Source organism: Nocardioides sp., from assembly GCF_964228225.1.
GTDB lineage: Bacteria > Actinomycetota > Actinomycetes > Propionibacteriales > Nocardioidaceae > Nocardioides.
The window spans coordinates 14568-41441 of sequence record NZ_CAXQZB010000041.1 but is presented as its reverse complement, the minus strand read 5'-3'; the positions used below and the strand labels follow the sequence as shown (position 1 = coordinate 41441).

The window sequence follows — 26874 nt, the reverse complement described above, 5'->3', positions numbered from 1 at the left end:
GGAGTTCAGACGTGTGCTCTTCCGATCTATGCACCGGTCAACAGCGTTGACCGGTGCATTCCGCTGGTGACAACGGGAGACGGCGAGCCTCAGCGGGCGTGGAAGTCGCGGGCGCGGGCGGCCACGGTGGTGGTGGCCTCCATCAGGGCCGGCACGAAGCGCTCGGAGGCGAGCACGCAGGCGGCGTGCCCGGCGTCGACGTCGTGCAGCGTGGCGCCGGGGATCGCCCGCGCCAGCCCGACCTGGCGGGCCGGCGGGATCACCTTGTCGCGGGTGGTGACCACCACCGCCGTGGGGGCGTCGATGCGGCCCAGCCACGGCCGGGAGTGGTGACGGCCCAGGGCGGCCCGGGCCTGGCCGACCGCCCACGGGCTGGTGGAGCGCAGCTCGGCCAGCGCCCAGGCCTCGATCCCGCTCGGCTCCAGCGGGGCGGCGGCCACCGCGGCCATCCGGCGTCCGGCGGCGGTGGCGGAGACGCCCCGCAGCGCGGCCATGCCCGTGCCCATGCCGGTGAAGAAGGTGCGCTCCAGCGGCGTGAGCTGGAAGCGGTCGGTGGTGGCGGCGAGCACCAGTCCGGCCACGCGCCGCGGGTGCTGGCGCCACACGCGCTGCGCGATCACCCCGCCCATGGAGTAGCCCACCACCAGGGCCCGCTCGACCTCGAGCACGTCGAGCAGCGCGGCGACGTCGTCGGCGGCCTCGTGCAGCGAGAAGTCCCCGCTGCGGATGCCCTGGCCGTGCCAGCGCTGGTCCAGGGTGATCACACGGAAGCGGGTGCTCAGGGCGGGCAGGGCGGGGAACCAGGTGAGCAGGCCGGTGCAGCCCAGGGCGTGCAGCAGGACGACCGTCGGGCTGTGCGGATCGGGCCCCGGGGTGTCGGTGACGTAGGTGGAGCCCCGACCGGGCAGCTCCACGCGCCGCCCCTCGGGCAGGCGCACGAAGGGCACGTAGACGCGGTTGCGCAGCGGCGCCAGGGCCAGGGACAGCGGGGTCACGGGGCCACCCTGACGGGTGACGGGCCCGGGCGCCTCACCGTCTCGCATGAAGAGGCGACCACGATCCGGGGCGGTCCATCGCCTTACGGGCAGGACTAGAACACGTTACAGTTTCGCCCATGGACGGCTTCCTCCCTCCCGACCCCGAGTCCCTCGACGCGGTCCGCGCGGTGGTGCGCGAGGCGCTCGACCGTGACGCCGACTGGGCGGCCCTGGCGGCCGCCGGCCTGCTCGCCCTCCCCGTGCCGACCGCCCAGGGCGGCGAGGGCCTGGGCCTCCCCGAGACCGCGGCCCTGCTGCGCGAGATCGGCGTCCGCGCCCGGCACCTGCCGGTGTGGGAGACCCTGATGACGGCCGTGCCCGTGCTCGCCGCCCACGGCGACGCCACGCAGCAGGAGCTGCTCGCCGGCGTCGCCACCGGCGACGTCGTGCTCACGCCGGCGCTGCGCGAGCCGGGTCGTGGTCCGGCCCAGCCGCCGACGACCCGCGTCGTCGAGGGCCGGGTGAGCGGCCGCAAGATCGGTGTCACCCATGCCGCCGAGGCCGCGCGGCTGCTCGTGACCGCCGTCGACGCCGAGGGTGCGGAGGTCGTGGCGCTCGTCGACCCGCACGGTCCCGGCGTCACCCTCGTGGAGTCGGGCTCCTCGGCGCGGCTCGTGCAGCACACGGTCGTGCTCGACGGTGCGCCCGCCGAGCTGCTCGGCGCCGGTGCGGCCCGCGCCCTCGTGCAGCACCACCTCGCCGGTGCCGCGGTGCTGGCCGCCGGGCTCGTGCGCGGCGCGGTGGACCTCACCGCCTCCTACATCAAGACCCGCGAGCAGTTCGGCCGCGCCCTGGCGCAGTTCCAGGCCGTCGCGATGCAGGCCGCCGACCTCTACATCGCCTCCCGCACGCTGGACCTGGTGGCCGACAACGCCGTGTGGCGGGTCGGTGCCGGGCTGCCGGCCGAGGACGACCTCGCCGTCGCCGCCTACTGGGTGTGCCAGGAGGCGCCGCAGGCGCTGCGCACCTGCCACCACCTCCACGGCGGCATGGGGGTCGACGAGACCTACCCGCTGCACCACTACTTCTCCTGGATCACCGACCTCGACCACGCCCTGGGCATGCGTGCCGAGGACGTGCCGGTGGAGGACCCCACCGCCAAGAACCTCGAGCTCTCGGCCTCCCAGCGCGCCCTCAAGGCCGAGGTGCGCAGCTACTTCCACGGCCTGGCCTCTCACGACGAGCACCTCGACATGGGCAAGGACCGCCACGGCCCCACCTACCAGCGCATCATCCGGCAGATGGGCGCCGACGGCTGGATGGGCGTGGGCTGGCCGCAGGAGTACGGCGGCCACGGCCTGGGCGAGATCGAGCAGACGATCTTCGCCAACGAGGCCCAGCACGCCGACGTGCACCTGCCCGCGGTCACGCTGCAGACCGTCGGTCCGACGCTGATCCGCTACGGCACCCAGAAGCAGAAGGACATGTTCCTCTCCCGGATCCTGGCCGGGGACGTGCACTTCGCGATCGGTTACTCCGAGCCCGACGCCGGCACCGACCTCGCCGCGCTGCGCACCACCGCACGCCGCGAGGGCGACCACTACATCGTCAACGGCCAGAAGATGTGGACCACCGGGGGCCACCAGGCCGACTACGTGTGGCTGGCCGTGCGCACCGACCCCGACGCCCCCAAGCACAAGGGCATCTCGATCCTCATCGTCGACACCCGCGACCCCGGCTACTCCTCGACGCCGATCATCACCGCCGACGGCTCCCACCACACCAACGCGACGTTCTTCTCCGACGTCAAGGTGCCGGTGGACATGCTGGTGGGGGAGGAGAACGAGGGCTGGCGGCTGATCACCACCCAGCTCAACCACGAGCGGGTCATGCTCGGCCCGGCCGGGCGCATCGAGGGCCTGCGCGACCGGGTCCTGGACTGGACGCTCAAGGCCGGGGTGGCCGAGCGCCCCGAGGTGCGCGAGGTGATGGGCCGGGTGACCGCGGCGTTCCGGGTCAACGAGCTGCTCAACTGGGAGGTCGCGCGCGCCGCGGCCGACGGCGACCCCTCGGTGGGCGACGCGTCGTCCTCGAAGGTCTTCGCCGCCGACCAGGTGCAGCACCTGCTGGCCGACCTCACCCGGCTCGTGCAGCGCTTCGGCGACCCCGCCGACGCCGAGACCCGCACGCTGCTGCAGTACCTCGACGACCAGGCCAAGCGGAACCTCGTGCTGACCTTCGGCGGAGGCGTGCAGGAGGTGCAGCGCGAGCTGATCGCGATGTTCGGCCTCGGCCTGCCGCGGGTGCCCCGCTGATGTCGACCCCGGCACCCGGGGCCGCCCCCGAGGCACCGCTCGTCGACCCCGCGGTGCACGAGGCCGTGATGGCGGCCGCCGACCGGATCCGCGCGCAGGGCGAGGGCGCGGAGCGCTACGCCCGCGACGAGGTGAACCAGCCGACCATCAACAACTGGCTCGAGGCGATGGGCATCGACAACCCGCGCTGGCGTGCGGGCGAGGCGCCGCCGGCGATGGCGCAGGTCTGGACGATGTACGGCCTGGGCGGCAGGCCCCCGGCCGACGACCCGTTGCACGGCATGATGCGCGAGCTCACCGACGCCGGCTTCACCGCGGTGCTCGGCACCAACTGCGAGCAGGAGTACCGGCGCCCGTTGCGGGTCGGGGAGCGGGTGCGCGTCACCACCGCGCTGGAGTCGGTCGTGGGCCCCAAGGCCACGGGCATGGGCGTGGGGTACTTCGTGACCTCCCGCAACACCTGGTACGTCGACCACGACGACACCGGCCCCGGGGCCGGTCGAGAGGGGGGCCCCGAGGTGGTGGCCACCATGCTGTTCCGGGTCCTCAAGTTCGTGCCCCGATCGCGGGAGGCCTCCTGATGGCCGTGCGCCCGATGGTCAACCGCGACAACGCCTACTTCTGGGAGGGCACGCTCGCCGGCGAGCTGCGGCTGCAGCGCTGCAACGCCTGCGAGGCGCTGCGTCACCCGCCGGGCCCGGCGTGCCCGGAGTGCGGCGCGCTGGACCGCGGCCACGTCGTGGCCTCCGGGCGCGGCACCGTCTTCAGCTACGTGATCCACCGCCACCCGCCCGTGCCGGGCAAGGAGCTGCCGATCCTGCTGGCCGTCATCGACCTCGACGAGGGGTTGCGGATGGTCGGGGAGATCGTCGACCTCCCCGAGGAGGAGCTGGAGATCGGTCTGCGCGTGCAGGTCGACTTCGCCCCCGTCGACGACGAGCTGTCCCTCCCGATCTGGCGAAAGGCCGCCTCATGACCGCCCGCTCCGGCGCGACCGAGCTCGAGGTCGGCACGGCGCTGCCGCCCTGGGAGCTGCCGCTCACCCCGACGATCATCGTGTCCACGGCCATCGCGACCCGCGACTTCCAGGACGTGCACCACGACCGCGACATCGCGCAGGCCGCGGGCTCGCAGGACATCTTCATGAACATCCTCACCTCCACCGCGCTGTGCCAGCGCTACGTCGAGGACACCCTCGGCCACGACGTCGAGATCCGCGGCATCGCGATCCGGCTGGGTGCTCCGGCCTACCCCTACGACACCCTCACGTTCTCCGGGGAGGTCACCGAGGTGGGCGAGGACGAGGTCGTGCTGAAGGTGACCGGCGCCGTGGCGCTCGGCGCGCACGTGATCGGCACCGTCCGGCTGGGGCGGCCGGCCGGAGCAGCCGAGGTGGCACGGTGAGCGCCCGGACGCTGTCGGGTGCGGCGGCGATCGTCGGCATCGGGCAGACGGAGTTCTCCAAGGAGTCCGGCCGCTCCGAGCTGCAGCTCTCGGTCGAGGCCGTGCAGCACGCGCTGCGCGACGCCGGCCTGACGCCCGCCGACGTCGACGGCCTGGTGACGTTCACGATGGACACCTCCTCCGAGATCGCGGTGGCCCGCGAGCTCGGGGTGCCGGAGCTGCGGTTCTTCAGCCGCATCAACTACGGCGGCGGTGCGGCCTGCGGCACGATCCAGCAGGCCGCCATGGCGGTCGCCACGGGCGTGGCCGACGTCGTCGTCGCCTACCGCGGGTTCAACGAGCGCTCGGGCAACCGGTTCGGGCAGTTCTCCACCGCCGTGGCCCAGCAGGTGAACACCAACGGTCTGGACAACGCCTGGACCTATCCGTTCGGTCTCGGCACGCCGGCGGCCACGGTCGCGATGCAGGCGCGGCGTTACATGCACGAGTACGGCGCCACGTCGCAGGACTTCGGCCGGGTGGCCGTGGCGGACCGGCGGCACGCGGCCACCAACCCCGACGCCTTCTTCTACGGCAGGCCGATCACGCTCGAGGACCACCAGGCCTCCCGGATGATCGCCGACCCGCTGCACCTGCTCGACTGCTGCCAGGAGTCCGACGGCGCCGTCGCGCTGGTCGTGGTCTCGGCCGAGCGGGCGCGCGACCTGCCCCAACCCCCGGCCAGCATCCTGGCCGCGGCCCAGGGCAGCGGTCGCGACCAGTTCGTGATGACCTCCTACTACCGCGACGACATCGGCATCCCGGAGATGGGCGTGGTCGGCCGCGAGCTGTGGCGGCAGTCCGGGCTGAGCCCGGCCGACATGCCCATGGCCGTGCTCTACGACCACTTCACCCCGTACGTGCTGATGCAGCTGGAGGAGCTCGGCTTCTGCGGGCGCGGTGAGGCGCCGGGGTTCATCGCCGACGGTGCGATCGAGATCGGCGGCCGGCTGCCGCTCAACACCCACGGCGGTCAGCTGGGCGAGGCCTACATCCACGGCATGAACGGCATCGCCGAGGCGGTGCGGCAGGTGCGCGGCACCGCGGTGAACCAGGTGGCGGCCGCGCAGGGCGGCCCGGTCCTGGTGACGGCCGGCACCGGGGTGCCGACGAGCGGTCTGATCCTCGGAGCCGCTGACTGACCCCGAGCCACCAATGAAGCTATGATCTTCAGATGGAGGAAATGAAGCATCTGGCTTCATGGGTCGTGATCGGTGACGTCGTCGCGAGCCGACGTCAGTCCGACCGCGCCGGACTGCACGCGCGGCTCGTCGCGCTCCTGGAGGAGTCGAACCGGCGGTGGGGCACCGACCTGCGCCTCACGGTGGGTGACGAGTACCAGGGCACCGTGCCCGGTCTCGGCGTGGCCTGTGCCCTCACCCTGCACCTGCGCCTGGCCCTGCTGCCCGACGTCGACGTGCGGCACGGCATCGGGTGGGGCGCCACGGCGGTGCTCGACCCCGGTGCCGGCATCGAGGACGGCCCGGGCTGGTGGGCCGCGCGCGCGGCGATCGAGGAGGTCGCGACCGCGCAGCGCACCCCCGCCACCCGGGCGGTGCGCACCGCCGTCCGTGCCGCCGAGGCGCAGGGGGCACCGCCGGCGGCCCTGCTGGCTGCGGTGTCCGCGGCGCTCCTCGGCCGCGACGCCCTGCTGGACGGCCTGGACGCCCGCGGGCTGTCGGTCGTGCGTGGTCTACTGCGCGGCATGACCCAGCAGGAGATCGCGGCCCAGGAGGGCGTCTCGGCCTCGGCCGTGTCGCAGCGGGTCCGCCGCGACCGGACGGGTCTGCTCGTCGCCGCCGCGCGGCAGCTGGAGGCGCTGTGACCTGGTGCGCGCTGCTGCTGCTCGGGTGGGCCGCCACCGACCTGGCGTTCTCGGCCACCCGGCGTCCCCGGCTCGCGGAGGCGCTCGGCGCCGCCACCGTGCTGGGCGGTGCCGCCCTGATCGGCATCGGCCCCGACTCCTCGGGCCCGCAGGTGGTCGCCGTGATCGTGCTCGCGGTGCTCGTCGTGGCGTGGGGTGAGTCGGTGACCCTCGGCTTCGGACGCCGCCGTCCGCTGCTGCCCCTCGCCGTCGCCGGTGGCTCGCTGCTCGGCGTGCTGCTGGTCGCCGGGCACGCCCCCGACGCCGGCGGCCCCTGGCGCACCTGGGTGCTCGACGCCGCTCCCCGGGTGATCGCCGACCTGGGCCCGGACCGGGCCCTGGCGGTGCTCGGCGCGGTCGCGGTGCAGTTCGCCACCGGCAACGTGCTGGTGCGCCTGGTGTTGGCGGTCTCGGGCACCACCCACCCGTTGCGCTCGGCCCACCACCCGCTGCCGGCGTCCCCGCTCAAGGGCGGACGCCTCCTCGGCCCGCTGGAGCGGGTCTTCCTGCTCGGCCTGGGCCTGGCGGGCGACCTCACCGCCGCCGGCGTCGTCATCGCGGCCAAGGGTCTGCTGCGCTTCCCCGAGCTCCAGGCCGCCCGCCGCCCGGCCCGCGGCAGGACCACCCCCGACATCCACGAGATCACCGAGTACTTCCTCGTCGGCAGCTTCGTCAGCTGGTCGGTGGCCTTCACCGCCCTGGTGCTCGTGGCCTGAGCCTCGCCCGCGCGCCCGCCCTCCTGCGACGAACCCCCGACGGCTCCGGTCACACTGGTGCCATGAGCTTGTCTGACCGAGCGGACGCACGACCGGGTGCCGTCCTGGGCCGGGTGGTGTCGCTGCACGTCGCCCCGGCGACGCGGTTGCCGATGCGGGAGGTGGCCGAGGTCGTCACCGAGACCGGCCGCGGCATCGTGGGGGACCGCTACCACGGCGCCCGGCACCGTCACGTCACCGTGCAGTCGGCGACGGCGCTCGCAGCGGCCGAGCGCGCGTGGGGCCGCCCGGTGCCCGCCGGGCTGACCCGCCGCAACATCACCCTCGACGACGGCGACGTCCCCACCACCCCCGGGGTGCGGCTCCGGCTCGGGGAGGCGCTGCTGGAGGTCGTGCGGGTCGCCGCGCCCTGCAAGCTGCTCGACGACACGATCGGGGTCGGGGCGCAGGAGGTGCTGCGACGCCGGGCCGGGACGGTGTTCCGTGTCTTGGAGGGCGGGGCGATCCGGATCGGCGACGCCGCCGTGGTCCTCGGCCCGTCCGACTGAGTCCGACTGAGTCCGCCCGATCAGGCCTCGCGCAGCCGCGCGGCGAAGAAGTCGAGGACGGCGTCGACGCCGGCCTGCTGCCGGTGGGTGGTCACCGTGGAGTGCTGGCGACCGGGGAACTCCACGCGGACGAAGCCGTCGCCGAGCTCGCGGGTGAGGGTCTCGAACCGCGTGCCGACCAGCTTGTCGCCGGTGTAGCGCAGCCCCAGGACGGCGCAGCCGTCGGCGACCCGCTGCTTGACGACGTCGAGGTCGGCGGGGGAGAGGCCGACGTCGGCGCCGAGGCGCGGCGTGACGGGGAAGGGCAGTGACGGCTGGCAGAGGACCGGGGCGGCCACGGCGTCGTCGAGCATCATCGCCAGCGCGAACCCGCCGGTGAAGCACATGCCGAGCGCCCCGACGCCCGGCCCGCCGAGCTCGGCGTGGAGGTCGCGCGCGAGCGCGCGCAGCCAGTCGGTGACCGCGGAGCGGCGGCCCGCGTGGAGGGTGGTGAACTCCTTGCTCACGCACCCCTTCGCGATCGCGCTGACCACCGGCCCGGGGCGCAGCCGCGTGGTGCCGCGCGGGCCGATGACCTGGGCCAGCACCACCGTGTAGCCCGCCGCCACGACCTCCTCGGCGAAGCCCATCACCTGCGGCGTGAGCCCAGGTACCTCCGGCATGATCACCACGCCGGGGCCGCTGCCCTTGCGGTGCGTCGGGTGCGTGACGCCGTCGTAGGTGAGGTCGCGTGCCACCCAGCCCTCGAGCAGATCCATGACCGCACGCTAGCCGCGATCCGGGTCGGTCGGACAGGGGTCCGCAGGGGTGAGTCGGGGCGCCGTAGCGTCGAGCCATGCCGCCCGCCGAGCCCGCCGACCCCGCCGGTTCCGCCGCACCGGTACGACTCGTCCTGCCCCACCAGCTGTTCGCGGAGCACCTGCAGGCGGCCCCCGGCACCCGGTTCGTGCTGGTGGAGCACGACCTGTTCTACCGCCAGTACCCCTTCCACCAGCAGAAGCTGGTGCTGCACCGCGCGGGCCTGCGCCGTCTCGCGACCCGGCTGGAGGAGGCCGGCTTCGAGGTGCACCACGTCCTCTCCGACGCCGCGGTGCCCACGCGCGAGGCGCTGGGCACCGTGCTGCGCGACCTCGGGGTGGGCCCCGAGCCCGGGGCGGTGGAGGTCTACGACGTCGTCGACGACTGGCTCGCGCGCGACCTCACCGCCACCCTGGCCGACGTCGGGCACGACCTGGTGGCCGCGGAGGTGCGGGAGAGCCCGAACTTCCTCACCACCCGGGCGCAGATCCGTGAGGTGTTCGGCAGCGGCAAGGCACCCCGGATGCAGCACTTCTACGCCTGGCAGCGGCGCCGCCTCGACGTGCTGATGGAGGGCGAGGAGCCGCGTGGCGGTCAGTGGAGCTTCGACGCCGACAACCGCCGCAAGCTGCCGAGGAACCACCCCGTGCCCGACCCGTGGTGGCCGCAGCGGCACGCCGAGGTGGAGGCCGCCGTCGCCTGGGTGCGCGCGGAGTTCCCCGACAACCCCGGCGACGCCGACGCGTTCCGCTGGCCCACCGCACCCGAGGAGGCCGAGGCCATGCTCGCCGACTTCCTCGACCACCGGTTCGGGGAGTTCGGTCCCTACGAGGACGCCCTCAGCGCCCGGCACCCGTTCGTCTTCCACTCCCTGCTGACCCCCGCGCTCAACGTCGGGCTGATCGATCCGCGCGTGGTCCTGGAGCGTGCCCTGGAGGTGGGGGAGCGCGACGACATCGCCCTGCCGAGCCTCGAGGGCTTCGTGCGCCAGGTGATCGGGTGGCGCGAGTACATGCGCGCCACCTACGTGCTGCACGGCCGCCGGATGCGCACCCACAACCGTCTCGAGCACGGCCGCGAGCTGCCCGAGGGCTGGTGGACCGGCCGCACCGGCCTGGCGCCGGTGGACCTCGCCGTCGAGCGGGTGCTCGCCCACGGTTACAGCCACCACATCGAACGGCTGATGGTGCTCGGCAACGCGATGTGCCTGCTGCGCATCGACCCCGACGCCGTCTACGAGTGGTTCATGGCGATGTACGTCGACGCCTACGACTGGGTGATGGTCCCCAACGTCTACGCCATGAGCCAGTTCGCCGCCGGGGAGGCCATCACCACCAAGCCCTACGTGTCGGGCAGCAACTACCTGCGCAAGATGGGCGACCTCCCCACCGGCGAGTGGACGGCCGACTGGGACGCGCTCTACTGGACCTTCGTGCGCGACCACCGCGACGTGTTCACGCGCAACCCGCGCTCCAGCATGATCGCGCGGCTCTACGACAAGCTCGGCGAGGACAAGCAGGCCGCCCACGCCGCGCGTGCCGCCCGCTGGTTGGGCTGAGCGGAGGCACCCGCGCTCAGTGCTCGAGGGCGGAGGAGCCGGTGAGACGGTGCAGCTCCCACACCCACGCCCGCGTCGGGGCGAGGTCGGGGAGCCGGTCCCGGGCCCAGGCGAGCGCCCGGTCGTCGGCGACCGCGACGGCGAGCTCGGCCTGGTGCCACCACCGGCACAGGGCGGCCAGGACGGCGGGGGTGGGGCGCGCCTCGTGCCGTTCGGCGAGCCGCCGCGCCTGCCCCAGCGCCTCGGCGCGCAGCGCCCCAGGCTCGGGGTCCGGGCACCACGTGGCGGCCGGGGGACCGGCCACGACCCGCGCCTCGTGCACCAGGCGCCAGCGCAGCGCCAGGGAGTTGACGGCGTCGTCGCTCACGAGGTCGCCCTCCGGGCTCAGGCCCCACCAGCGGCGCCCGAGCGTCATGGGCGAGCCGAGGTCGCCGCGCGGGGCGTACCAACGCCAGGCGTCGGCGTCGTCGCGACGCCGGGGTGCGGCGGTGCCGGCCACGACGACGACGTCGTGCTCGGGCAGCGCGTAGTGCCCCAGGGTGTCGTCGTGCCCCGGGGGGTCGGGGGTGGGCGTGGAACGGGCCGGGTGGTCGATCGCCACCCGGCCCATCCTGCTCGGCCGCCCGGTGGCGGCCCACACCCCGAGAGCGGGTCCGATCAGGACTCGAGCGCAGCGTCGAGGGTGATCTCGACCCCGGTGAGCGCCTTGCTGACCGGGCAGCCGGCCTTGGCGGCCTCCGCGGCGGCGGCGAAGCCGTCGGCGTCCAGGCCCTCGACCTCGCCGCGCACGGTGAGGGTGATCCCGGTGAGGCGGAAGCCACCGGCCGGGTCCGGGCCGAGCGAGACGTCGGCGGTCACGTCGAGGGCGATCGGCGTGCCGCCCGCCTCGGCGATCAGCGCGGAGAACTGCATCGCGTAGCAGGAGGAGTGGGCGGCGGCGATGAGCTCCTCGGGGGAGGTCGTCCCGTCGGCGTCGTCGGCGGCGCGCTTGGGGAAGGAGACGCTGTAGGTGCCGACGCCGGAACTGGTGAGCTCGACCTGGCCGGAGCCCTCGGTGAGCGTGCCGTTCCAGGCGGTGCGGGCGGTACGAGTAGGCATGGTGGGCCTTTCCTTAGGGTGGACTTGAGGTTACCTCGTGCTCAACTTAATCGTGCGCTAGTAATATTTCCACCGTGACCACCCCCGCAGATGGAGCGCCCGAGCTCGACCGGCTCGTGTGCTTCGACCTCTACGCCGCCTCGCGCGCCGTGACCGCCGCCTACCGTCCGATCCTCGGCAGGCTCGGACTCACCTACCCCCAGTACCTGGTGGTGATGGTCGCGGGAGCCCGTGGCGAGGTCACCATCAAGGGCCTGGCCGACGCCCTGCACCTCGACCACGCCACGCTCACCCCGCTGCTGCGGCGCCTGGAGCAGCACGGGCTGCTCACCCGCTCCCGCTCGGCTCAGGACGAGCGCGTGGTGCTGGTCCGCCTCACCGAGAAGGGCGAGGCGGTGCGCGCCGAGTTCGGCGACGTGCAGTGCCGCATCGAGGACGCCTTCGGTCCGATGCTCGAGCAGGCCGCGCAGCTGCAGACCCTGCTGCGCGACCTGGTCGGTCAGCTGGTCCCCTCGCGGGCCGGCTGACCCCCTGACGCCGGCGCCTGCGCGCGCCGGCGGGATCGTCCGTCGCTCGTCCCGCGGAGGGAGCCGGGCGAGCGACGGGCCACCACCCCGGACGGCCCCCGGCCCGAGCCGGGCACCGGACGCGCGGAGGGGACGCGCCCGGTGCCCGAGGCGGTCGTCGGGACGGCGGTGCGGCGTGGGCCGTGGTTCCCGGGGCGCGGGGATGGGAGGGTCGGGTGATGGACCACGAGGACCCCACCCCCCGCCCCGGCGAGCCCGACCCGGTGACCGACCCGGTGGCCAGCCGCCTGCTCGTCGACGCCGACCTGTCCGGCGGACGCTGGACCCGGGTCGACCTGCGCGGCGTCGTCGGACGCGGAGTCGACCTCGAGGGTGCCGACCTCGACAGCCCCTGGCTCGCCGACGGCGGCCCGGTGCTGATCAACGGCGTCGACGTCGTCGGCCTGGTGGAGGCCGAGCTCGACCGGCGCTTCCCCGGGCGCGCGCTGCGACGCGCCAGGGCGCTGGAGGGTCCGGACGGCCTGCGCGCGGCGTGGGCGGCCGTCGAGGCGGCCTGGGCCGACCTCGGGCGGCGCGCCGACGCCCTGCCGCTGACCGCGCTGGCGGAGTCGGTGGACGGGGAGTGGTCCTTCACCCAGACCCTGCGACACCTGGTGATGGCCACCGACGTCTGGCTCGGCCGGGGCATCCGCGGCCTGGGCGACGAGGCCTACCACCCGCTGGGCCTCCCGAACGCCGAGTTCGCCACCGACGGCTACGACCTCTCCGTGTTCGTCACCCATCCGCCGGCCCACGCCGACGTGCTCGCCGCCCGCGCCGACCGGCAGCGCCAGGTGCGCGAGTTCCTCGCTGAGGCGGACGAGGCCGACCTCGAGCAGGAGCGTCGCAACCCGTGGGCGCCGTCCCATCCCGAGACGGTGCGCTCGTGCCTGCACGTGATCCTCCAGGAGGAGTGGCAGCACCTGCGCTACGCCGCCCGCGACCTCGCCGTCGTGGCCGCGGCGCTCGAGGCGGGCTCAGGCCAGGTCGACGACGCAGTCGGCCAGCACGGGTGAGCCGTCGCGCGGCCCGCCGCTGATCACGGCCTCGGCCACGATCCGACCCTCCTCGCGCCACCCGCGCACCCCGATCGTCTCGCCGGGGAAGACGACGCCGGCGAACCGGGCCCCGAAACCGCGCACGCGCGCGGCGTCGGACTCGAGGAGGTGGTCGGTGAGCTCGCGCAGCACGAGGCCGTAGGAGCACAGGCCGTGCAGGATCGGTCCGGGGAAGCCTGCCGCCCGCGCGAACGCAGGATCGGCGTGCAGCGGGTTGCGGTCGCCGCACAGCCGGTAGAGCAGCGCCTGCTGCTCGGTCACGGTGTGGCTGCTGGTCGCGTCGGGGTCGCGATCGGGCAGCACCACCGCGCTGGAGGTGCCGCGGTCGCCGCCCCAGCCGCCCTCGCCGCGCACGAAGATCGAGGAGCGCACCCGCCACAGCTCGGTGCCGTCGGGGGCGGAGGCCACGCCCTCCTGCCAGATGACGGCCGCCTTCCCCTTGTCCCACACGTCGGTGAGGGTGGTGCGCAGCGCGGCGCTGCCGCTCGTCGGCACCGGCCCGGTCACGGTGATGGACTGCGAGCCGTGCACCACCTGGGCCAGGTTGATGTCGCAGCCGGGCAGGTCCAGCGGCGGCGGGTCGGTCTCGTGGAAGGTCGGGGCCACGACCGCGAACGAGGGCAGCACCTGCTGCCGGTCGTCGTCGAGGGTGTAGCGCAGCGCCACCGGGTCCAGGTGGTCGCCCGGACGGGTGCCGGCGCCGATGCCGAGGTGGTAGAGCAGGGCGTCGCTGGCGGACCAGGAGAACTCGCGGACGCCGAGGTCGGCGCCGATCGCGATCGCAGGATCGATGGGCATCAGGCGGCTCCGCTCGCGTCGGTCGTGGCCGGGGTGCCGGCGGCGGCCTGCGCGAGGTCCTCGGCGGCGAGGTAGCCGAAGACGAGCGCGGGTCCGATGGTGCCGCCGGGGCCGGGGTAGGTGCGCCCCATCACGGCGGAGGAGACGTTGCCCGCCGCGTACAGGCCGGGGATCACGGTGCCGTCCTCGCGCAGCACGCGCGCGCGGGGGTCGGTCACCAGCCCGCCCTTGGTGCCGAGGTCGCCCGGCACGATCTTGACGCCGTAGAACGGGCCCTTGGCGATCGGGGCGAGCGAGCAGTTCGGGGTGACCGTGGGGTCGGAGTAGTACTTGTCGTAGGCCGACTCGCCGCGGTGGAAGTCCTCGTCGACGCCGGTGGCGGCGAAGCCGTTGAAGCGCTCCACGGTGCCGGCGAGCGCCTCGGCGGGCACCCCGATCTTCTCGGCGAGGCCGGCCAGGGTGTCGGCGCGCATGACGACGCCCTCCTTGTACCAGCGGCCCGGGAAGGGCTGGCGGCCCGCGACGCCGGCGAACAGGTAGCGGTTGCGGTAGGTCTGGTCGAACACCATCCAGGCCGGCACGTGGCTGACGCCGGTGGCCTCGCCCTTGTAGATCTCGTGGGTGGCCTCGATGTAGGGCAGCGCCTCGTTCATGAACCGGCGACCTGCCGAGTTCACGATGATCGAGCCGGGCAGGTTGCGCTCGGCGAGGCAGAACCAGGAGCGGCCCGGCAGCGGGATCGTGGGTCCCCACCAGGCCTCGTCGAGCAGGTCGGTCGCGGCCCCGGCCGCGGTCCCGGCGAGCAGCCCCGCCCCGGTGTTGGAGGGTGCGGCGGTGGACCACTCGGTGGAGGTCGGCAGCGGCAGGAACTTCTCGCGCAGCTCGGCGTTGTGCTCGAAGCCGCCGGAGCCGAGGATCACGCCGCGGCGGGCGCGCACCTCGTGGCGGGCGCCGTCGCGCTCGACGACCACCCCGGTCACGCGGCCGTCCTCGACCAGCAGGTCGGTCAGCGGCGTCTCGTAGTGCACCGGCACGCCGGCGTCGCGCAGGCCCTGGCGCAGCGACACGGCGATGGCGTTGCCCATCGCGACCATCTTCCGGCCCAGCGCCATGGCGATCAGGCGCTTGACCAGCACCCGCGCCATCGTCAAGGGGCCCTTGAGGGTGCGCAGGCCCAGGCTGATCTTGCGGAAGTCGGCCTGGGTGACGATCAGGTTGGCCGGCGCCTTGGTGTACGGCGGGTGCAGCCGCTCCAGCTCGGCGCCGAGGAAGCGTGCGTCCAGCGGCACGGGCTCCACGGTGCGGCCCTTCGCGCGCCCACCGGGCTGCTCGGGGAGGTAGTCGGCGTAGTCGGGCACCCACACGAAGCGCAGCGGGGTCTTCTCGCGCAGGAACTCCAGCACCTCCGGGCCGCGGGCCAGGTAGGTGTCGCGCCGCTCCTTGGGCACCAGGTCGCCCACGATGGAGTCGAGGTAGAGCCGGGACGCCGCCTCGTCGCCGTCGTCGATCTGCCGCGCGGCCGCGAGGGCGTAGTTGCCCGGCACCCACACCCCGCCGCCGCTGCGCGCGGTGGAGCCGCCGAAGTAGGGGCTCTTCTCCAGCAGCACCGTCTCGAGGCCGTGGTGGGCGGCCGCGAGCGCGGCGGACATGCCGGCGCCGCCGGCACCGACCACGACGACGTCGACCTCGATGGGCAGCGTGTCCGTTGATGCACCCGTCATGGCGCAAAACTGTAACAGGTTCTAGTATCTCCGTGTGAGCTCCACGACCCCCACCGTCGCCCCGGATCTGATCGCCGCCGCGGTCGATCGCCTGGCCGACGCCGCCGCCCGCCGCACCCCGTGCGATCCCGTGCGCGACCTGATCGGCACCGACGACCTGCCGGCCGCCTACGCGGTGCAGCAGGGCCTGGTGCAGCGCCGGCTCGCCGCGGGCGCCCGGGTGGTCGGACGCAAGATCGGGGCGACCTCGGTCGCGGTGCAGCAGCAGCTCGGCGTCGACCAGCCCGACTTCGGCTACCTGCTCGACGAGATGGACGTCAGCGCCCAGGAGCCGATCTCGATGCGCACCCTCGTGCAGCCGCGCGTGGAGGCCGAGGTCGCCTTCGTGCTGGGCGCCGACCTCGACACCGCCACCGAGGAGGAGCTCACGATCGACGCCGTCCGGGCGGCGGTCGCGCAGGTGCTGCCCGCGCTGGAGATCGTCGACTCCCGCATCGAGGCCTGGAACATCGCGTTCACCGACACCGTCGCCGACAACGCCTCCAGCGGCCTCTACGTCGTCGGCACGCAGGGCCGTCCGCTGAGCGAGGTCGAGCCGGTGGACGTGGTCATGTCGCTGACCATCAACGACGACGAGCGCTCCAGCGGCACCGGCGCCGCCTGCCTGGGCGACCCGCTCGAGGCGCTGCGCTGGCTCGCCGTGCAGGCCCGTCGCTTCGGTGACCCGCTGCGCGCGGGCCACCTCATCCTGTCCGGGGCCCTGGGCCCGTTCGTGCCGTTCGCCCCGGGGGACCGGGTGACGGCGTCCATCAGCGGGTTCGCGCCCCTGAGCGTCAGCTTCGAGGAGTAGACCCGTGTCAGCACCCACCGGCCCCACCCCGTCAGCCAGCACCGGCCGCAAGGTCACCGCCGCCATCGTCGGCCCCGGCAACATCGGCACCGACCTGATGTACAAGCTGCTGCGCAGCGACGTCATCGAGCCGCGCTGGATGATCGGCGTCGACCCCGCCTCCGAGGGGCTGCGGCTCGCCACCGAGCGGGGCCTCACGGCCTCCCACGAGGGCGTCGACTGGCTGCTCAAGCAGGATGAGCTGCCCGACCTCATCTTCGAGGCCACCTCCGCCTACGTGCACCGCGAGTACGCGCCGCGCTACCAGGAGGCCGGCATCCGGGCCGTCGACCTCACGCCCGCCGCGGTCGGGCCGGCCGTGATCCCGCCGGTCAACGGCGAGGAGCACGTCGCTGCCTGGAACGTCAACATGATCACCTGCGGCGGTCAGGCCACCATCCCGATGGTCGCCGCGGTCTCGCGCGCCGCGGCGGTGTCCTACGCCGAGATCGTCGCCTCGGTCTCCAGCGTGTCGGCCGGCCCCGGCACCCGCGCCAACATCGACGAGTTCACCCGCACCACCAGCCGCGGCGTCACCGAGATCGGGGGCGCGGCGCAGGGCAAGGCGATCATCATCCTCAACCCGGCCGAGCCGCCGATGATCATGCGCGACACGATCTTCTGCGCGGTCTCGCCCGACGCCGACCGCGACGCCATCCTCACCTCGGTGTTCGCGATGGAGAAGGCCGTGCAGGAGTACGTGCCCGGCTACCGGCTGCTGCAGGAGCCCCAGCTCGACGAGCCCTCCGAGGCCACCCGTGGCCAGCTGAAGGTCTCGATCTTCGTGGAGGTCGAGGGGGCGGGCGACTTCCTGCCGCCCTACGCCGGCAACCTCGACATCATGACCGCCGCGGCGACCCAGGTGGGTCAGCACATCGCCCGCTCGATCCTGGCTGGAGCCTGATCCATGACCGACACCAACGCCCTGTCCCGCACCTGGTCGGCCACCCACGGCACCGAGCCGTTCGGCGACCTCGACCTGCGCCTGACCGACACCTGCCTGCGCGACGGCTCGCACCACAAGCGCCACCAGTTCACCGCCACCGAGGTCGAGGACATCGTGCGGGCCCTGGACGCCTCCGGCATCCCCGTGATCGAGGTGACCCACGGCGACGGCCTGGGGGGCTCCTCGTTCAACTACGGCTTCTCCCGCACCCCCGAGCAGGAGCTCATCAGGATCGCCGCCGAGACCGCGACCCGCGCCAAGATCGCGTTCCTGATGCTGCCCGGGGTGGGTACCAAGGAGGACATCCGCGCGGCGCAGGACAACGGCGGCCAGATCTGCCGGATCGCCACCCACTGCACCGAGGCCGACGTCTCGATCCAGCACTTCGGCCTGGCGCGCGAGCTCGGCCTGGAGACCGTCGGATTCCTCATGATGAGCCACACCCAGCCGCCCGAGGTGCTGGCCCGGCAGGCCCGGATCATGGTCGACGCCGGCTGCCAGTGCGTCTACGTCGTCGACTCCGCGGGCGCGCTGGTCATGGAGCAGACCGCCGACCGCGTCTCCGCCGTCGTCGCCGAGATCGGCCACCAGGCCGACGTCGGGTTCCACGGCCACGAGAACCTCGGCCTGGGCGTGGCCAACACCGTGATCGCCGCACGGGCGGGCGCCACCCAGATCGACGGCTCGGTGCGCCGCTTCGGCGCCGGCGCCGGCAACACCCCGCTCGAGGCGTTCATCGGCGTCTGCGACAAGCTCGGCTGGCGCACCGGCGTGGACTTCCTGCAGATCGTCGACGCCGCCGAGGACGTCATCGCCCCCGCCATGCCGGAGGAGTGCAAGCTCGACCGGATGACGCTGATGATGGGCTACGCCGGCGTCTACTCCTCCTTCCTCAAGCACGCGGGCAACGCCGCCGAGCGCTACGGCGTCTCCGGCGCCCAGATCCTGCTCGAGGCGGGCCGCCGCAAGCTGATCGGCGGCCAGGAGGACCAGCTCATCGACATCGCCCTGCGGCTGCGGGCCGAGCAGGACAAGGCGGCCGCCGACGCCGGCTGAGCCCCGCGCTCACACCGGCGGCGGGAGGCTCGCGAGCAGGGCCCGCGACTCCTCCCGGCCGTCCAGTGGTCGGGTCGTGCGGGCGGCGATGCGCCAGCCCGCCCCGGTGCGCACCAGGTCGATGCGGTTGGCGGCGGCGCGCCACACCTCGAACCCACCCTCGCGGTGGCGGAGGAGCAGGGAGTGGCACACGGCCACCGCGGTGTCCCCGTCGACCGTGACGGCCGGTGCCCCGAGCAGGTGGACGGCGCCGGTGGCGATGAGCCCCTGGTGGGCGGGGGAGGCGATCATGGCGGCGACGTCGGCCTGCGACCCCATGGCCCACCCCTCGACGTCGTAGCGGCCGTCCTCGGCCCACACCTGTGCGGCCCGCAGGTCGCCCGCGTCCACGAGCGGACCGTAGGAGGCCAGCAGGCCGACGATGGCGGCGTGGTCCTCCAGGTGGCGCACCCGGTCCTCGAGGGCGGTGAGGCGCTCCTGCAGCGGGGTCGGGTCGGCGGTTCCGGGGTCGACGGTCACGTCGTCGTCCTCTCCCGTCGTGGGCGTGCAGGGCCACCGGCGCGACCACGGACCGGGCGGGTGGGCCGCGCGACACCCCCGGGGCATCACTTCCCTGACGCACTGTCCGGGGGTTGCTTGCCAGCTGCTTGCAGAGTTTGCGCAAGATCGTTCCACCGGGGCCCCGGACGCGCTACTGTGACGCCGTGTCGCAGACAAAGACGTCCCGCCACGGGGCTCCCGCCACCTATCTCCGCGCCGGCCAGATCGGGCGCGGGGAGCCGGTGCTGCTGATCCACCCCTTCACCACCTCCCGCCACGTGTGGGACGAGGTCGTGCCCGGTCTCACCGACCGCTACGACGTCGTGGCCCCCACGCTGGCGGGCCACTGGGGCGGGCCGCAGGTGCGACGTCGCGACGTCTCGCTGCGCACCTACGCCGACGGCCTGGAGGCCGTGCTCGACGAGCTGGGCTGGGAGACCGCCCACCTCGTGGGCAACTCCATCGGCGGCTGGTTGTCCTTCGAGCTGGCCCGGCGCGGCCGGGCCCGCAGCATCACCGCCATCGCGCCGGCCGGCAGCTGGGACCGCTTCTCGCTGGCCAAGCTCGAGATCGCCACCCGGTTCCTGGCGATCTACCCCTTCGCGCTGCTCGGCCACGCCCTGGACGCGCGCGTGCTGTCCTCGCTGCCCGTGCGCCGCGGTGCCCTGGCGATCGTGAGCAGGCGCACCGGCCGGGTGTCGAAGGAGCAGGGCGCGGCGTTCGTCGCCGCCTCCACCCACTGCCCCTCGTTCTTCCCCTTCCTCGTCTCCGAGCTGCACCAGGACGCCGACCACCTCGACGTGGCGGGCCTGGACGAGCAGGTGCCGGTGCGCCTGGTGCTGTGCGAGCACGACCGGATCCTGCCGGTGGCGCGCTTCGGCGAGCCGTACGTGCGTGCGCTCCCGCACGCTGACGTCGTCCGGCTGCCGGGGGTGGGCCACATCCCGATGTTCGAGGACCCCGAGCTGGTCGTCGACGTGGTCCGCGAGCACCTCGACGCCGTCACTGCGCGCGGTGCCTCGCTGCCGGGCCGGGCCCGGCGCTCGCGCTCGGCCTGAGCCCTGGCCCGCCCCGGCGGGGGATCGCGGCGCGCCGCCGTTGCGGCAGAAATAGAACGTGTTCTAGTCTGATCTCCTGACCCCCCAGGAGGCCCGATGTCCGACCACGCCACCCGAGCCGGCGCCGCCGTGCTCGACGCGGTCCGCGACCTGCTCCCGACCCTGCGCGAGCGGGCCGACGAGTGCGAGCGGCTGCGCGTCGTGCCGGACGCCTCCATGAAGGAGCTGGGCGAGACCGGGTTCTTCCGGATGCTGCAGCCGGCCCGCTTCGGCGGTCTCGAGGCCGACCCCGTGGACTACTACACCGCCGTGCGCGACCTCGCCTCGGCCTGCGGGTCCACCGGCTGGGTGGCCAGCGTCGTCGGCGTCCACCCCTGGCAGCTCGCGCTGTTCACCGACGAGGCCCAGCAGGCGGTCTGGGGGGAGGACCCCACCACCCTGGTCAGCTCCTCCTACGCCCCCACGGGCAAGGCCACGGTGGCCGAGGGCGGCTTCGTGCTCTCCGGGCGCTGGAGCTTCTCCTCCGGCGCCGACCACTGCGCGTGGGTGCTGCTCGGCGCCCTGGTGCTCAACGCCGCCGGGCAGGTGGTCGACTTCCGCACCTTCCTGCTGCCCCGCAGCCAGTACGTCGTCCAGGACGTGTGGCACATGGTCGGCCTGGCCGGCACCGGCTCGAACGACATCGTCGTGGAGGACGTGTTCGTGCCCACCGCGTTCACGCTCTCGATGGGGGAGACCGGGCAGTGCAAGGGACCCGGTCAGGCGCAGAACACCGCCGAGCTCTACAAGCTGCCCTTCCACTCGATCTTCACCGGCACCATCACCACCCCGATCATCGGGATGGCGATGGGGGCCTACGACGAGCACGTCGAGCAGCAGACCCGTCGCACCCGCGCGGCCTACCTGGGGGAGAAGGCCTCCCTCGACCCCTTCGCCGCGGTGCGCATCGCCCGTGCCTCCTCCGACATCGACGCCGCCTGGGCGCTGCTCGTGGCCAACCTGCGCGAGGCGCAGGGCTACGTCGCGCGGGGGGAGCAGATCCCGCTGCGCACGCGGTTGAAGATCCGCCGCGACCAGGTGCTCGGCTCCCAGCGCGCCCTCGACGCCCTCGACAGCCTCTTCGAGGCCTCGGGCGGGCGCGCGCTGGCCAAGGGCACCGTCCTCCAGCGCGCCTGGCGTGACGCCCACGCCGGCCGAGTCCACGCCGCCAACGACCCCGAGCGCGCCCTGCAGATGTTCGGCGCCCACGAGTTCGGCCACAAGATCGATCCCGGGATGTACTGATGACCCAGACCAGCGAGCCCCTCCTGACCCGCGACGGCACGCGCCGCACGGCGTCCGCCAAGGACGTCACCCTCACCTACTACGAGGCCGGGGAGTCGCGCCCCGACGTCGGCGGCGGCCTGCCGCTCGTGATGCTCCACGGCGGTGGCCCGGGCGCCAGCGCCTGGTCGAACTTCGGACCCGCCCTCCCGCACTTCGCCCGGAGCTTCCGCACCCTGCTGGTCGACCAGCCGGGCTTCGGCTCCTCCGACAAGCCCGACGTCGTCGGCAACTACTACCGCCACGCCGCCGACCACGTCGTCGCGCTGCTCGACACCCTCGGCATCGAGCGCATCCACCTGCTCGGCAACAGCCTGGGCGGCGGCACGGCGATGCGCCTGGCGCTGGAGCACCCCGACCGCGTCGGCCGGCTGGTGCTGATGGGGCCCGGCGGACTGAGCCTCAACCTCTTCCACGCCGATCCCACCGAGGGCGTCAAGCGCCTCATGGAGTTCAGCGCCGACCCCAGCCGCGAGACGCTGCGCGCCTTCATCTCGACCATGGTCGTGAACCAGGCCCTGGTCACCGACGAGCTCGTGGAGGAGCGGTTCGCCGACGCCACCGCTCCCGGCGCCCAGGACGCCATGCGCCAGATGGGGTGGAGCTTCTTCAACCCCGAGACCGCCGAGGACGGCATGCTCTGGCGCGAGGCCCACCGGTTGCGCAAGCACACCCTGCTCACCTGGGGTCGCGAGGACCGCGTCAACCCGCTCGACGGCGCCATGGTGGCGCTCAAGCTGATCCCCAAGGCGCAGCTCCACGTCTTCCCGAACTGCGGCCACTGGGCCCAGATCGAGGCGGCGGAGGAGTTCGCCGAGATCACCACCGCCTTCCTGGCGCGCCACGTGGAGAGGTCCCGCGCATGATCGACATCAGGTCCATGGGCTACGTCCGCGTGTCCTCCACCGACCCCGAGGCCTGGCGCACGTTCGCCGGCAAGGTGCTCGGCCTCGCCGAGGGACGCGGCCCGAACCCCGCCCACCAGTACTGGCGCATCGACGCCGTGTCCGCCCGGCTCGTGATCGTGCCCGGCGAGCGCGACGAGCTGAGCGCCACGGGCTGGGAGCTGGCCGACCACGCCGCCCTGCAGGCGGCTCGCGAGCACCTCGCCAAGGCCGGGGTGGCCTTCGAGGAGGGCACCCGCGAGGAGGTCGACGAGCGCCGCGTGCAGGAGCTGGTGCGCTTCAGCGACCCGTGGGGCAACGTCTTCGAGCTCTTCCACGGCATCACCTACGAGGCCCGGCCGATCATCACCCCCTACGGTGCGCGGTTCGTCACCGCCGAGCAGGGCATGGGCCACATCGTCGTGCCGGTGCTCGACGACGTCGAGGCGCTGCGCTTCTACCGCGACGTGCTCGGCTTCCGGCTGCGCGACTCGATGAGCATGCCCGGCGAGTTCGTCGGCAAGGAGCCCGGCTCGAAGGTGTGGCTGCGCTTCCTCGGGGTCAACCCGCGCCACCACTCGCTGGCGTTCCTGCCGATGCCCAACCCCGCCAAGTGCGTGCACATCATGCTCGAGGTCGACAGCCTCGACCACGTCGGCCGGGCCCTGGAGCGGGTCCGCAAGCACGGCGCCCCGCTCTCGGCCACCCTCGGGCGGCACATGAACGACGAGATGGTCTCCTTCTACGTCCGCAGCCCCGGCGGGTTCGACGTCGAGTTCGGCACCGACGGCCTCACCGTCGAGGACCGCAGCTGGGTCGCGCGGGAGTCCACCGCGGTCTCGTACTGGGGTCACGACTTCAGCGGCGGGAAGTAGTCACTACCGTGAGCGCCGTGACCACCAGCGGCCCGGGACCCGAGGTCCCCGAGGGGATGCGGCCCGACGCGGCCGCCACGTGGCCGAGCCCGGACCTGATCCAGGACTGGCTCGGCGACGTCGATCTGGACCTGGACCTGGAGTGGCGGCCGGGCGAGAGCACCGGCATTCCCTCCGACGACCCCGAGGCGATGGCCGCCGCCCGCCGGTTCCGCGACGTGCTGGGGCGCTTCGCCTCCGGCGTGTGCGTGGTCACCGCGCTCTCGCACGACACGCCGGTCGGGCTGACCTGCCAGTCCTTCTCCAGCGTGTCCCTGGACCCGCCGCTGGTGCTGTTCATCCCGGCCAAGACCTCGCGCGCCTGGCCGCTGATCCAGCGCGCCGGCCGGTTCTGCGTCAACTTCCTCGCCGACGGCCAGGCCGAGCTGTCCAACCAGATGGCCAGCCGGGGCGGTGACAAGTTCGCCGGTGTCGACTGGACCCCGGCGGCCGTCACCGGATCGCCGGTCCTGCCGGGCACGCTGGGCCACGTCGACTGCACCGTGGAGGCCGTGCACGAGGCCGGCGACCACTGGGTCGTGATCGGCCGGGTCCAGCACCTCGAGGCTGCCGACGGCGACGTCCCCGAGGACCCGCTGCTGTTCTACCGGGGTCAGTACCGCACCACCCGATAGGGCCAGATCGACCCCAGGAACCGTCGGAGCGGCCCCCGGACCACCGGTCGCGCTCCTAGGCTCGGCCCACGCCCGGCCACCGCGGGCGCACGACCTGGGGAGGGGTGACGGCGATGACGCCGTGGGGAGGTCCGGCACGCCTGATCACGGGAGCGGTCGCGCTCCTCCTGGCCACCGGGGCGGTCCTCTCCCCGGTCCGGCCCGCGCGCGCCGCGGACGCCGGCGACCGGGCCGCCCCGGGACCTCCGCCGATCCCGGCGCCCGTCGTCCTGTCCGCGGCCCGGGCGCGGGCGTCGGGCCACGACGTCGCTGGGCCGGGCGGGTCGGGCGGGTCGGGGGACGTCACGACCCTGCACTCCCGTCCCGGCGCCCCGGTCACCGTGCTGCTCGACCTCGGCGGGGCCACGGTCAGCGGCACCGCCTACAACACCTGGGTCGGCGTGGATCCGCTGGTCGCGACCGGGTACGACCGTGACGGCGACCCGAGCACCCTCGACGAGCGCGAGCAGGACGAGGTGCGGCGCGCCTGGCGCTACGTCGCCGACAAGCTCGCGCCCTTCGAGGTCGACGTCACCACCGAGGAGCCCGCTCCGGAGGCGATGCGCCAGAGCGGTCCCGAGGACCCCACCTGGGGGCTGCGGGTCCTGTTCAGCGACCGCAACGAGCTCTGGTCCACGTGCGGGCCGTGCAGCGGCGTGTCGTACCTCGGCGTCGCCGGCCCGGCGGCCGGCCTGCAGGAGCTGCGCGACTCCTACGGCCTGTCCTGGGTGTTCGTGCCGGACGCCGCCACGGCCGAGGACCTCGGGGCGGTGGCCACGATCGACGTCGGTCATGCCGCGGGCCTGCGCGACCGCGGCTGTGTCACCCCCGAGGTCAGCGCACCCGTCTACGCCGGGACCGAGCTGTGGGCGCCGCTGATGGGCAACCCCTACCGCGCCGCGACGGCCACCTGGTCCGACGGGTCCTATCCCGGGGCGACCCCGGTCGGGCAGGACGACCTCGCCCTGCTCGACGTCGCCCTCGGCCGCCGACCCGACGACCTGCCCGACGCCCCGGGCCCCGGGACGCCCGCCGTCACCCCGGACTCCTCGGTGCTCGGCGACATCGGCGACGCCGACGACGTCGACGTCGTCACCGCGCGCCTGGCGGGGCCGGTGACCGTCACCGTCGCGCCGGTCTCGCCCACCTCCATGCTCGACGTCGACCTCGTCGTGCGCGACGCCGACACCGGGGCCGTGCTCGGCCGGGCGGCGCCGCCGACGGTCATGGCCGCGTCCTGGGCCGCGGTCGGGACCGGGGCCAGCGTGGACGTCGCGGCCGGCCCGACCTCTCCGCGCGAGGTCGTGATCGAGGTCCGTGGCGACGGCAACGCCGACCCGCGTCCGGCGGGCCGGACCGGCCCCTACAGTGCGCTCGGGCGCTACCGGGTGAGCCTCACCCCGGCCGAGGACCCGCAGCTGCTGCGGGTCGGGCGCGAGACCCCGCTGACCGCGGCCGCGGGGACGTCGGTGGTGGCGGAGGTGCACGGCGTGACCGGCGGCGTGGCGCCCGTGCGCACCGGAGCGCTCGAGACCCCGCCCGGGACGTCCTTCGACCCCTACTCCGGCTCCCTGATCGGGGTCGCCCCGACCGTGCCCGGCCGCTACCCGCTGCGGCTGGTCGTCGGCGACGCCGCCGGCACGACCCGGGTGCTCGAGACCGCGCTGGAGGTCACCCCCGGCCCCGGGGCCGGCCCGCCCCAGGTGCTGCCGCACGACCCCGAGGTGCTCGAGGTCGGGGTCCCGGTGCACGTGCAGGTCGGCGCGACCGGCGGCACGGGGGCCATCACCTGGTCGGCGGGCGTCCTGCCGCCCGGGCTGAGCCTGCGCCCCGACGGCGTGTTCACCGGGAGTCCGCAGGCGCCGGGGGAGTCCACCGTCTCGGTGCTCGCCACCGACGAGGCCGGCGCCCAGGGCAGCGGCACCCTCGCCCTGCGGATCGAGCCCCGGCTGCGCGCCGTCACGGCGGCGACGCTGCCCGCGGGGCGTGCGGGCCGGGTCTACCGCGCCACCCTCGCCGTCGACGGCGGCGTCGGGCCGCTCGTGTGGAGCCTGCGGAAGGCCGATCCCGGCGTGCGACTGCTGCCGGGCGCCACGCCCGCCCAGCGGGTCCTCACGCTGCGCCTGCCGGCCCGGACCCGCCGCCAGGGCGCCGGCACCGTGGGGGTCGGCGTCAGCGTCGTCGACCGCTGGGGGGTGAGCGTGGTGCGACGGTTCACCATCCGCGTCGTCCCCGCCGGTGCCGGGTGAGCCGTCTACACTGGCGGGGTGACCCAGGTACAGCCCGAGCGCCCCGCCGTCGGCGCGCACGAGCCCGACCCCGTCGGTGCGATGTTCGCGAGCCGCTCCCTGGCCGTGCACTACGCCCGGGGCGTGGTGGGCGCCGTGCTGCTGGTCCTCGCGCTCGCGCTGGTGCACCGCTCGGCGGCCTGGTTGCTGCTCGCCGTCGGCAGCGTCGTGGCCTGGCGGGGCTGTGTGTCCTGCTGGACGATCGGCCTCATGGCCACCCGGGCGGCGCGCCGCGACCCCGCAGCGCCCTGACCCGGACCGGAGGGGTCAGGCCTCGTCGGCGCGCAGCGCGGCGGTGAACGCCTGCAGGCGGCTGCGCAGGTCGGCGATCTCCGGGCCGGTCATGCCGGTGGCGCGCTCGACCCCGGTCTGCACCTCGCGCGTGCGCTCGCGCAGGGCCCGCCCCGCGTCGGTGAGGACGACGTCGACCTGGCGCTCGTCGTCGGAGCGGCGCCGCTTCTCCACCACTCCCATGGCCGTGAGGCGCTTGACCACCGGGGAGACGGTGGCGCTGTCCTGGCTCAACCGGCGGCACAGGTCGCCGAAGCTGACCTCCTCGGCCTCCCACAGGACGAGCATGACGGTGTACTGGGGGTAGGTCAGCCCGAGCTCGGCCAGCCCCGCACGGTAGGACGCCACCACCGCCCGCGCGGCGTCCTGCAGCGCGAAGCAGAGCTGGTCCTCCAGCACGAAACGGGTCAGCGGTGCACTCACATCACCGATCTTACGTCCACGAGGCATCTCCCCGGGGGCACCGACCGCTGCACGGCGTGGCCGTGGCACGCACGTCCCGGCAGCCGACCAGCAGCCGGGCGCGCGCACCGGAGCGCCGCCGGGGACTG

The 26874-nt window shown here is 74.1% G+C and carries 29 protein-coding genes; 21 read left to right on the top strand and 8 right to left on the bottom strand.

The features are described from left to right. Positions 1 to 89: 89 nt before the first annotated feature. On the bottom strand, positions 90 to 995 hold the full coding sequence (locus tag ACERUJ_RS09115) for an alpha/beta fold hydrolase (RefSeq protein ID WP_370248203.1): 906 nt from the start codon (positions 993 to 995) through the stop codon (positions 90 to 92). Between the two features lie 119 nt (positions 996 to 1114). Between ACERUJ_RS09115 and ACERUJ_RS09110 the strand changes: the two genes are divergently transcribed. The 8 genes from ACERUJ_RS09110 (at position 1115) to ACERUJ_RS09075 (ending at position 7863) form a co-directional block, all read left to right on the top strand. Continuing rightward, a complete protein-coding gene (locus tag ACERUJ_RS09110) occupies positions 1115 to 3292 on the top strand; it encodes an acyl-CoA dehydrogenase (protein ID WP_370248202.1) in 2178 nt (725 codons plus the stop codon). Continuing rightward, on the top strand, positions 3292 to 3873 hold the full coding sequence (locus tag ACERUJ_RS09105) for a MaoC family dehydratase N-terminal domain-containing protein (RefSeq protein ID WP_370248201.1): 582 nt from the start codon (positions 3292 to 3294) through the stop codon (positions 3871 to 3873). The genes ACERUJ_RS09110 and ACERUJ_RS09105 overlap by 1 nt, the downstream gene beginning before the upstream one ends. Then, the gene (locus tag ACERUJ_RS09100; RefSeq protein WP_370248200.1) at positions 3873 to 4268 is read left to right on the top strand and encodes a Zn-ribbon domain-containing OB-fold protein; all 396 of its coding nucleotides are present in this window, start codon (positions 3873 to 3875) and stop codon (positions 4266 to 4268) included. Before ACERUJ_RS09105 ends, ACERUJ_RS09100 begins: the two co-directional genes overlap by 1 nt. Beyond that, positions 4265 to 4696: a MaoC family dehydratase gene (locus ACERUJ_RS09095; RefSeq protein WP_370248199.1), complete on the top strand. Its 432-nt coding sequence runs from the start codon at positions 4265 to 4267 to the stop codon at positions 4694 to 4696. Before ACERUJ_RS09100 ends, ACERUJ_RS09095 begins: the two co-directional genes overlap by 4 nt. Further along, entirely contained in the window at positions 4693 to 5877 is a 1185-nt protein-coding gene (locus tag ACERUJ_RS09090; protein WP_370248198.1) for a lipid-transfer protein, read from the top strand. Before ACERUJ_RS09095 ends, ACERUJ_RS09090 begins: the two co-directional genes overlap by 4 nt. A gap of 32 nt (positions 5878 to 5909) precedes the next feature. After that, positions 5910 to 6560 (top strand): SatD family protein, encoded by a 651-nt coding sequence (locus ACERUJ_RS09085; RefSeq protein WP_370248197.1) that lies wholly within the window; start codon positions 5910 to 5912, stop codon positions 6558 to 6560. Beyond that, positions 6557 to 7315: a hypothetical protein gene (locus tag ACERUJ_RS09080; RefSeq protein ID WP_370248196.1), complete on the top strand. Its 759-nt coding sequence runs from the start codon at positions 6557 to 6559 to the stop codon at positions 7313 to 7315. Before ACERUJ_RS09085 ends, ACERUJ_RS09080 begins: the two co-directional genes overlap by 4 nt. A gap of 62 nt (positions 7316 to 7377) precedes the next feature. Then, a complete protein-coding gene (locus ACERUJ_RS09075; RefSeq protein ID WP_370248195.1) occupies positions 7378 to 7863 on the top strand; it encodes an MOSC domain-containing protein in 486 nt (161 codons plus the stop codon). A 20-nt stretch (positions 7864 to 7883) separates the two neighbouring features. Here ACERUJ_RS09075 and ACERUJ_RS09070 read toward each other — a convergent pair whose 3' ends face one another. Further along, a complete protein-coding gene (locus ACERUJ_RS09070; RefSeq protein ID WP_370248194.1) occupies positions 7884 to 8621 on the bottom strand; it encodes a dienelactone hydrolase family protein in 738 nt (245 codons plus the stop codon). Between the two features lie 77 nt (positions 8622 to 8698). On the opposite strand from ACERUJ_RS09070, the gene ACERUJ_RS09065 reads away from it, so the two are divergent. After that, on the top strand, positions 8699 to 10219 hold the full coding sequence (locus ACERUJ_RS09065; RefSeq protein ID WP_370248193.1) for a cryptochrome/photolyase family protein: 1521 nt from the start codon (positions 8699 to 8701) through the stop codon (positions 10217 to 10219). Between the two features lie 16 nt (positions 10220 to 10235). On the opposite strand, the gene ACERUJ_RS09060 is transcribed toward ACERUJ_RS09065, so the two are convergent. Beyond that, entirely contained in the window at positions 10236 to 10820 is a 585-nt protein-coding gene (locus ACERUJ_RS09060; protein ID WP_370248192.1) for a hypothetical protein, read from the bottom strand. Between the two features lie 56 nt (positions 10821 to 10876). After that, on the bottom strand, positions 10877 to 11317 hold the full coding sequence (locus tag ACERUJ_RS09055; RefSeq protein WP_370248191.1) for an OsmC family peroxiredoxin: 441 nt from the start codon (positions 11315 to 11317) through the stop codon (positions 10877 to 10879). A 74-nt stretch (positions 11318 to 11391) separates the two neighbouring features. Between ACERUJ_RS09055 and ACERUJ_RS09050 the strand changes: the two genes are divergently transcribed. After that, positions 11392 to 11844: a MarR family winged helix-turn-helix transcriptional regulator gene (locus tag ACERUJ_RS09050; RefSeq protein WP_370248190.1), complete on the top strand. Its 453-nt coding sequence runs from the start codon at positions 11392 to 11394 to the stop codon at positions 11842 to 11844. A 218-nt stretch (positions 11845 to 12062) separates the two neighbouring features. Beyond that, positions 12063 to 12899, top strand: coding sequence for a DinB family protein (locus ACERUJ_RS09045; protein ID WP_370248189.1), 837 nt, complete (start codon positions 12063 to 12065; stop codon positions 12897 to 12899). Here ACERUJ_RS09045 and ACERUJ_RS09040 read toward each other — a convergent pair. Beyond that, positions 12861 to 13739 carry a MaoC/PaaZ C-terminal domain-containing protein gene (locus ACERUJ_RS09040; RefSeq protein ID WP_370248188.1) on the bottom strand — a complete coding sequence of 293 codons (879 nt, stop codon included), beginning with the start codon at positions 13737 to 13739 and terminating at the stop codon, positions 12861 to 12863. The two genes, ACERUJ_RS09045 and ACERUJ_RS09040, sit on opposite strands and share 39 nt — an antisense overlap. Then, positions 13739 to 15460: a 3-oxosteroid 1-dehydrogenase gene (kstD, locus tag ACERUJ_RS09035; protein WP_370248187.1), complete on the bottom strand. Its 1722-nt coding sequence runs from the start codon at positions 15458 to 15460 to the stop codon at positions 13739 to 13741. The genes ACERUJ_RS09040 and kstD overlap by 1 nt, the downstream gene beginning before the upstream one ends. Positions 15461 to 15494: 34 nt before the next feature. Between kstD and ACERUJ_RS09030 the strand changes: the two genes are divergently transcribed. From ACERUJ_RS09030 to dmpG, 3 genes are read left to right on the top strand one after another with little or no spacing between them, the layout of a single operon-like run. Beyond that, positions 15495 to 16310, top strand: coding sequence for a 2-keto-4-pentenoate hydratase (locus ACERUJ_RS09030; protein WP_370248186.1), 816 nt, complete (start codon positions 15495 to 15497; stop codon positions 16308 to 16310). Between the two features lie 4 nt (positions 16311 to 16314). Next, complete coding sequence (locus tag ACERUJ_RS09025) at positions 16315 to 17253, top strand: acetaldehyde dehydrogenase (acetylating) (protein WP_370248185.1); 939 nt, start codon at positions 16315 to 16317, stop codon at positions 17251 to 17253. A gap of 3 nt (positions 17254 to 17256) precedes the next feature. Continuing rightward, positions 17257 to 18351 carry a 4-hydroxy-2-oxovalerate aldolase gene (gene dmpG / locus ACERUJ_RS09020; RefSeq protein WP_370248184.1) on the top strand — a complete coding sequence of 365 codons (1095 nt, stop codon included), beginning with the start codon at positions 17257 to 17259 and terminating at the stop codon, positions 18349 to 18351. Positions 18352 to 18360: 9 nt separating this feature from the next. Here the strand turns inward: dmpG and ACERUJ_RS09015 are convergent, their stop codons facing one another. Then, positions 18361 to 18870 carry a nuclear transport factor 2 family protein gene (locus ACERUJ_RS09015; RefSeq protein WP_370248183.1) on the bottom strand — a complete coding sequence of 170 codons (510 nt, stop codon included), beginning with the start codon at positions 18868 to 18870 and terminating at the stop codon, positions 18361 to 18363. 185 nt (positions 18871 to 19055) lie between these two features. Here ACERUJ_RS09015 and ACERUJ_RS09010 point away from each other — a divergent pair, with 185 nt between their 5' ends. The 7 genes from ACERUJ_RS09010 (at position 19056) to ACERUJ_RS08980 (ending at position 26284) form a co-directional block, all read left to right on the top strand. Then, entirely contained in the window at positions 19056 to 19949 is an 894-nt protein-coding gene (locus ACERUJ_RS09010; RefSeq protein ID WP_370248182.1) for an alpha/beta fold hydrolase, read from the top strand. Between the two features lie 96 nt (positions 19950 to 20045). Then, on the top strand, positions 20046 to 21233 hold the full coding sequence (gene hsaA / locus ACERUJ_RS09005) for a 3-hydroxy-9,10-secoandrosta-1,3,5(10)-triene-9,17-dione monooxygenase oxygenase subunit (protein WP_370248181.1): 1188 nt from the start codon (positions 20046 to 20048) through the stop codon (positions 21231 to 21233). Then, positions 21233 to 22138 (top strand): 4,5:9,10-diseco-3-hydroxy-5,9,17-trioxoandrosta-1(10),2-diene-4-oate hydrolase, encoded by a 906-nt coding sequence (hsaD, locus tag ACERUJ_RS09000; protein WP_370248180.1) that lies wholly within the window; start codon positions 21233 to 21235, stop codon positions 22136 to 22138. The genes hsaA and hsaD overlap by 1 nt, the downstream gene beginning before the upstream one ends. Next, positions 22135 to 23031 (top strand): iron-dependent extradiol dioxygenase HsaC, encoded by an 897-nt coding sequence (gene hsaC / locus ACERUJ_RS08995; protein ID WP_370248179.1) that lies wholly within the window; start codon positions 22135 to 22137, stop codon positions 23029 to 23031. The genes hsaD and hsaC overlap by 4 nt, the downstream gene beginning before the upstream one ends. 17 nt (positions 23032 to 23048) lie before the next feature. Beyond that, positions 23049 to 23705 (top strand): flavin reductase family protein, encoded by a 657-nt coding sequence (locus ACERUJ_RS08990; RefSeq protein WP_370248178.1) that lies wholly within the window; start codon positions 23049 to 23051, stop codon positions 23703 to 23705. Positions 23706 to 23818: 113 nt separating this feature from the next. Next, the gene (locus ACERUJ_RS08985) at positions 23819 to 25993 is read left to right on the top strand and encodes an Ig domain-containing protein (protein ID WP_370248177.1); all 2175 of its coding nucleotides are present in this window, start codon (positions 23819 to 23821) and stop codon (positions 25991 to 25993) included. Between the two features lie 18 nt (positions 25994 to 26011). Beyond that, positions 26012 to 26284, top strand: a complete 273-nt coding sequence (locus ACERUJ_RS08980) for a hypothetical protein (protein WP_370248176.1) — start codon at positions 26012 to 26014, stop codon at positions 26282 to 26284. Between the two features lie 15 nt (positions 26285 to 26299). Here ACERUJ_RS08980 and ACERUJ_RS08975 read toward each other — a convergent pair whose 3' ends face one another. Beyond that, positions 26300 to 26746: a MarR family winged helix-turn-helix transcriptional regulator gene (locus tag ACERUJ_RS08975; protein ID WP_370248175.1), complete on the bottom strand. Its 447-nt coding sequence runs from the start codon at positions 26744 to 26746 to the stop codon at positions 26300 to 26302. Positions 26747 to 26874 lie beyond the last annotated feature (128 nt).